The sequence below is a fragment of the Kitasatospora sp. NPDC088548 genome, from assembly GCF_044753005.1.
Taxonomy (GTDB): Bacteria; Actinomycetota; Actinomycetes; order Streptomycetales; family Streptomycetaceae; genus Kitasatospora.
The window spans coordinates 1-4,354 of the sequence record NZ_JBIVMI010000070.1 but is presented as its reverse complement, the minus strand read 5'-3'; the positions used below and the strand labels follow the sequence as shown (position 1 = coordinate 4,354).

The following is a 4,354-nucleotide window of genomic DNA, read 5'->3' as shown; positions in this document are numbered from 1 at the left end:
GGAAAGCTACCTCGCCGGCCTTCACCTCCGCGGCGCAATGATCTGGATCAAGGACCTCACCCGAACCCATTGATCACGACCGAATACGCGGCCTAAACGAAGCAGATCGACACCATGCTCCAGCGCGGCGACGTCGACATGGCCGTCCACTGCGTCAAGGACGTACCCGGAGATGTGCCGTTGCCGCGAGGGTTGGTGTTCGCCGCCTACATGGCGCGGCCGGACGTACGGGACGTGCTGCTGTTCCCGGACGGCTCCGAGTACCAGTCGCTGGCCGATCTGCGACCACGCGGTAGCCGCGCTGCTGGAGAAGATCAACCACCCGAAGACTCAGCGGGAAGTGACCGCAGAACGCGTCATGCTTCACACAACTGCTGCTCGTCCCAGGTCTCAGCCACGTTGACAGGCTACCGACCAGCGGTCTCTGCATCCGTGATCACGATCTACGGCTGGAGTATTAGTCAGAAGATCGCAGTTCGAATTATGCACCAGGACCGGCGTAAAATCAGCCAATACATAGCACGCGCCTTCCGGCCGGGCTGACGGGGACCTTCGGCAAGCCTCATCTCGCAGTGCACAAGGGTACTTTTGCGTTCCCGATCATGATCCGGACGTCGCCCCGAGTGAAGCGCGCAGGCTAGAAACGTACTGGCCTCACCGGAGTAGATCCGGTGAGGCCAGTACGACTTACTGCTCAGTTGTCGTCATCCCTGTGGGGAACGTGACGTCGGGTACTTGGCCTAGAGATCGACCAAGTCAGCGCCTTCGCCGGTACGGCTTGGGCATCGCGCCGAGGTTTACTGGTCAGGAGGGGGACCCCCAAGGGTCATCCTCTACACCTTCATCGGCGATTTCAAAGGGCTTCCATTCAATGCAGGTCGGAATGCTTCCTCCGGAGTGCAGGAACTCCTTGACCGCCTCTCGAACGAGAACGACTGGAATCTCCGAATCATCTGGAAACTCAGTCCAATGCCCGGCGACATGATATGCGACGCCACTGCGAGAGCCAGGGGCACCCACTGAAGCGATATGTCCGACTTCGGGCGCCGTTAGAGCTAGCGCACCCACATTGATATCCCTGCTGACTCCGACATATAGCCCGTGATCCGGGAATTCTTCCGACATTCGAGATCGAGCCCTTGACAGGATATGCACTGCATCGTGGAATGCCGGCCCCGTCAGCAGGGCATCGATGAGGCAATCTACGTCACCCGACGTGGAAAGCAGAACGGGGTTCTGCATGTCAGTGCGACGATAACGCGCCTCTAGCCGATTATCGGCTGCCATCGCACGTATCCCTTCTTAGCCAAAATCAGCCAGCCCTTGGCATACATGGCTGTTCCACACACCCGAGTCGCCAACCGCACGACCGGCGTCTTCGACGGCGAACCCGACCTCGCGGTCCGCTCCAAGGAGATCGTCCGCGACGCCTGGGCCAGTGAGGAGCCCCGGAGCGCGTGATCGTCATCGACACCGGCCCCGTGGTGGCAGCCGCCAACCGCAAGGACGGCTACCACCTGCAGTGCGTCGACCTGCTGCAGAACTTCCCTGGCCCGCTCCTGCTGCCCGGCCCGCTGCTGACCGAGATCGGCTACATGCTCGCCAGTCGCGCCGGGGCCAAGGCCGAGGCTGACTTCCAGCGCGACGTCGCGGGCTGCGCGCCCACCGCGAGCTGCAGGCCGGGGAACGAGACCGGGCGGGCTCGGATTGGCAGGACAGCGGGTACGTCTTCACGCGGCCGGACGGGCACCCGATCGAGCCCGCCACGCTCACCCGCCACTTCAACGCGCAGCTCCGCGACGCGCACCTGCGGCCGATCCGGTTTCACGACCTGAGGCACTCAACCACGACCCTCCTCCTGGAACAGGGCGTCGAACTCGTCGTCATCAAGGAGTTGCTGGGCCACGCGCACATCGGCGTCACCGCTACGGTCTAGGCCCATGTCCGCCTCCGCCTACAGCGCGACGCCATCGACCTCCTCGGCTGCGCTCGGCAAGCCCTCCGAGGCAGCCACCGAGCCCGACGATGGCGATGATCCGCCGCATTGTGCAGCAATCGTCCGTTGACGTTGCCGTCAACTACTGCCGTCAGACGCCACAGTGGGCCCATCGGAATTAATATTCGAGGGGGCCCACTGTCATTAGCCAGATGGCGGCGAATTCGTTTCAACTCGCGCCGGCGGGGAGATATTACGCGTCAGAGGCGATGGCCATCACACCACCGAGACCCATTCCTGGCCCGATGATTCCATTGAAGTTGTAGCCGTCATCACAAAAGACCAACTCCACATCAGACGGCACCAGCCGCCTGAACCAGAGCGCGAACCTCGCAGCCAAATCAAGGGGAGAATCGAGATAGATGCAGGTCCCGTCCATGTGGGAGTAGCCCTCAAGCTCCCGGCCACCCTCCGAATAGGTCCAAACAACATCCCTGGATTCCTGAGATCCCTGTCGCTCGCGAATCACGGCAGTCGGCCAGTCTCGCTCCAAGGCTGTGATCAGGTCCGAGCGCCGAACCCTACGACTCTGGCCCTCGAAGATGGCTAGATACGTCACTGACCTGGTCCTTTCCTATGGGATCACGACTACACGGCCAGGGATGCCGTGCTTCTGCACAGGCCCGTAAAGTATGGCACAGCGCCTGATTCATTGGTGATGGCACGGAGTCCCACAAGCGGATTCCCTGGATCATTGATGACTGCAGCGTATCGGGAGAACTCATCATCCATTTTTGCGTCGATTTTCGCTTGGATGAAATCCGGAACCTTCCCGCCTGGCAAGAGGCCTTGCCAGGGCAATCCTGGCAGGGCCTCTTGGTAGCCGCCGATCAGCTATTCACTGAAGAATATGACCTTCATCTACCTTCCAAGTCCAGCCTCATCCACCAGCACCTTGCTGTCGGGAATGCGGAGGACCGTCGCCGTGTCGACGAAACTCCGATGATCACGCAAGGTCAGGTGAACCGTCGACTTCCGAAAGAACTTGGTACTTGGAAATTGCTTTGACTTGCAAGCGGATAGCTTCGCAGCATCGCGCATTATTCTCTTGATCCTCGAGAGTGACGCGACCGGTCAGCTGTGACATGAGAATCGATTCGTAGCAGGAGGACAGGATCTCCACCACATCATCTGTGCACAGCGATCCAGGATTTTCCTCGCAAAGCCGAACAATGCCCGTGAGAAACGGTCCAACTGCGGGCCGAACTGCAACATCAGGCAATGATTCATACCGTGCCAGAGCCTCTTCGGGGAACTCCTGGCTAAATTTCCACTCGCCCGAGCCAGGGGAGTACGCTCGAATTACATGACTAATGAATTCGGCATGCTCCGGCGGGAAAAATTCGGGAAATGGCGGGTCAAATAGACGGAGCGTGGCCTCGATTACGTCAAGGGGCAGGCCAAGAAGCTCACGACTCTCCAGTCTCTCTAGTACTCCAGTGAGAGTTCTCCATGTGCCCTGGTCAGCGGCTTGGGGACGGTGAGTGTAGCGAGGTCGAGGCGTGGGTGGGGCGGTTTTGACGTGGCGGTCCCACCCGCGGGTGGCCGCGCCGCATGTAGTGACAGCAGCGGGGAGAAAGCATCGGTGTGAGCGATGATCTGCCGACAGATGCGTGGGACCGGGAACTCAACGAGCTCTTCCTGCGGATCGGGGGCCGCTTCACGCGGGTGGAGCCCCGGCGCCGGATGAGGGACTACGTGTGGGGGCTGCTGGGCCCGGTAGGCCGCAAGAACAGCTGGCAGTTGGCCGAGTATGCCGGGCACCAGGCACCCCATGGCCTTCAGCATCTGCTGGCGGGCAGTCGCTGGGACGCGGACGAGGTCCGCGACGACCTCCAGGCCTACGCTGCCGAGCAACTCGGCTCCTTGGACGGCGTGTTCATCATCGATGACACCGGCTTCGTGAAGAAGGGAGCCGTCTCCGCCGGAGTCCAGCGTCAATACTCCGGAACGGCCGGCCGCACCGAGAACTGCCAAATCGGGGTTTTCGCCGCCTATGCCACGAGCCGTGGTCACGCCCTGGTCGACCGGGAGCTCTACCTGCCAAAGTCTTGGACCGACGACCGGGAACGATGCCGAGCCGCCCGGATCCCCGACGAGCGCGCCTTCGCGACGAAAGGCGAGCTGGCCCGCACCATGATCACGCGCGCGCTGGCCTCGCCCCTGCCCATCGCCTGGGTCACGGCCGACTCCGCCTACGGTCAGGACTCGCACTTCCGACGTTTCCTCGAAGACGCCCAACTCTCCTACGTGGTGGCGGTTCCTAACTGATCGTTTCAAAATGAGTTCAGCTCAGGGGCTTGGCAGTTGATGTGTTCGGGCGGCAGAGTGCTCCACGTGTCGGATGATCTTGTGCCT

The 4,354-nt window shown here is 61.3% G+C and carries 6 protein-coding genes and 1 pseudogene; 5 read left to right on the top strand and 2 right to left on the bottom strand.

What is annotated here, in order from left to right; all coding sequences use genetic code 11:
• Positions 1 to 105 precede the first annotated feature (105 nt).
• Positions 106 to 543, top strand: coding sequence for a hypothetical protein (locus ACIP82_RS37730; protein WP_400660313.1), 438 nt, complete (start codon positions 106 to 108; stop codon positions 541 to 543).
• Between the two features lie 261 nt (positions 544 to 804).
• Here the strand turns inward: ACIP82_RS37730 and ACIP82_RS37725 are convergent, their stop codons facing one another.
• Positions 805 to 1,242 carry an Imm1 family immunity protein gene (locus ACIP82_RS37725; protein ID WP_400660311.1) on the bottom strand — a complete coding sequence of 146 codons (438 nt, stop codon included), beginning with the start codon at positions 1,240 to 1,242 and terminating at the stop codon, positions 805 to 807.
• 90 nt (positions 1,243 to 1,332) lie between these two features.
• Between ACIP82_RS37725 and ACIP82_RS37720 the strand changes: the two genes are divergently transcribed.
• Genes ACIP82_RS37720 through ACIP82_RS37710 form a run of 3 tightly spaced genes read left to right on the top strand, consistent with a single transcriptional unit; the run spans position 1,333 to position 1,936 of the window.
• Positions 1,333 to 1,461: a hypothetical protein gene (locus tag ACIP82_RS37720; RefSeq protein WP_400660307.1), complete on the top strand. Its 129-nt coding sequence runs from the start codon at positions 1,333 to 1,335 to the stop codon at positions 1,459 to 1,461.
• Complete coding sequence (locus ACIP82_RS37715) at positions 1,458 to 1,835, top strand: hypothetical protein (RefSeq protein WP_400660304.1); 378 nt, start codon at positions 1,458 to 1,460, stop codon at positions 1,833 to 1,835. Before ACIP82_RS37720 ends, ACIP82_RS37715 begins: the two co-directional genes overlap by 4 nt.
• Positions 1,754 to 1,936, top strand: a complete 183-nt coding sequence (locus ACIP82_RS37710) for a tyrosine-type recombinase/integrase (RefSeq protein ID WP_400660309.1) — start codon at positions 1,754 to 1,756, stop codon at positions 1,934 to 1,936. The genes ACIP82_RS37715 and ACIP82_RS37710 overlap by 82 nt, the downstream gene beginning before the upstream one ends.
• A gap of 253 nt (positions 1,937 to 2,189) precedes the next feature.
• On the opposite strand, the gene ACIP82_RS37705 is transcribed toward ACIP82_RS37710, so the two are convergent.
• Positions 2,190 to 2,555, bottom strand: a complete 366-nt coding sequence (locus ACIP82_RS37705; protein ID WP_400660302.1) for a hypothetical protein — start codon at positions 2,553 to 2,555, stop codon at positions 2,190 to 2,192.
• Between the two features lie 1,040 nt (positions 2,556 to 3,595).
• On the opposite strand from ACIP82_RS37705, the pseudogene ACIP82_RS37700 reads away from it, so the two are divergent.
• Positions 3,596 to 4,255: pseudogene (locus ACIP82_RS37700) on the top strand (IS701 family transposase); the annotation flags it as partial.
• Between the last annotated feature and the right edge of the window lie 99 nt (positions 4,256 to 4,354).

Bases quoted from the DNA above. Each gene is read 5' to 3' on its own strand.
- ACIP82_RS37720 (WP_400660307.1), top strand. From the start codon at position 1,333: ATGGCTGTTCCACACACCCGAGTCGCCAACCGCACGACCGGCGTCTTC.
- ACIP82_RS37725 (WP_400660311.1), bottom strand. From the start codon at position 1,242: ATGCAGAACCCCGTTCTGCTTTCCACGTCGGGTGACGTAGATTGCCTC.